The following is a 1,317-nucleotide window of genomic DNA, read 5'->3' on the forward strand; positions in this document are numbered from 1 at the left end:
ACATACAGGCTGCTTAATAAACCAGAACTATTCTTCACCTGTTTCTCGCTTGCCTTCAGACAAGTAGGTTCTCAACATAGCTTCAATAACACGTGGGTTTTGACCAGCCTGANTCGCCAAAACGGCATCGATTGACATGGACTTGATCAACTCTTCCTCTTCCATTCTAAGAGTCAGTTTGTCAGCAAAAGGGATAGCAACCATATTTGCAAGCATCGCTCCATATAGCGTGGTCAATAGAGCTACCGCCATCGCAGGACCAATGGACTTCGGGTCATCCATGTTGGACAGCATCGCAACCAAACCGATCAAGGTACCAATCATTCCCATCGCCGGCCCCAGGTCTCCTAGAGCAGACCAAACACTTGCGCCTGCCTTATGCCGCGCAACGGCCATATTCTTATCTTTCGTCAGAACTGTTTTAACAACGTCTTCATCATGGCCGTCGATTAAGAGAGCAATACCACGCGCTAGAAAGTCATTATTTATCTCCTTCCCTTCAAGCGATAGCAAACCACCTTTTCGAGCTGCATCTGCCAGCTCTACGACCAAAGTAATCACTTCTTCAGGCGACTCCAACTTGAACATAAACGCTTTGGCTGCAGTCTTTCCTGCGCCAAGAAACTGCCCAAGGTTGTATTTCATCATCAAAACAAGAAAGGAACCAACTAGCACGATCAAAACCGAGGGTACGTCGATAAACATAACTATTGAGCCGCCCAGGGTCATTGCAAATGCAACGATACAAAAGCCACCAAGTAAGCCAATGAGGGTTGCTAAATCCACTAAACGCTCCTAGAAAAAAATTCCCATCTTACAGATATGCCACTTAATGCCTTCAACTATTGAAATTGACTATTAATTCAAGACACTTCCAAGCACGCTAAAAAGAAAATAATTACGTGATTTTGTTACAAGGAAGTTTCATCTGTATGTATAATTGTNCGATTAGGTTTACGTGATCAAACGATCTATGTCGCCTGGCAGTAGTCACACTAATACATATTAATTTACAATTAGTGTAGCCCGAAAAATTGAAAGTTCCTGTTTTTTACCTCTTTTTTAGTTGAGATTTTTATGTCCTCTTCCGATTCAATTAATGACTTTGAAACTTCACTACAAGCTCTCGAAGAAATCGTCAATAAAATGGAGCAAGGACAGCTATCTTTGGAACAATCTCTTGACGCTTTTGAACAAGGCGTCAAGCTAAGCAAAGACTGCCAAAACACCTTGAAGAGCGCTCAACAACGCGTATCTGTATTAACTCAAAGCGACAATGGCTTTGAGTTAAATGCGCTCCAAGAGCAAAGCAATACT

The 1,317-nt window shown here is 42.5% G+C and carries 2 protein-coding genes; one reads left to right on the forward strand and one right to left on the reverse strand.

Going from position 1 to position 1,317, the window contains the following annotated elements; genetic code table 11:
* Positions 1 to 27: 27 nt before the first annotated feature.
* Positions 28 to 786 carry a flagellar motor protein PomA gene (gene pomA, locus A3761_RS01170; RefSeq protein WP_068749660.1) on the reverse strand — a complete coding sequence of 253 codons (759 nt, stop codon included), beginning with the start codon at positions 784 to 786 and terminating at the stop codon, positions 28 to 30.
* 291 nt (positions 787 to 1,077) lie between these two features.
* On the opposite strand from pomA, the gene A3761_RS01175 reads away from it, so the two are divergent.
* A partial coding sequence (locus A3761_RS01175) for an exodeoxyribonuclease VII small subunit (RefSeq protein WP_068749661.1) occupies positions 1,078 to 1,317 on the forward strand: 240 nt, incomplete at its 3' end.

This window comes from Oleiphilus sp. HI0123 (genome assembly GCF_001635315.1).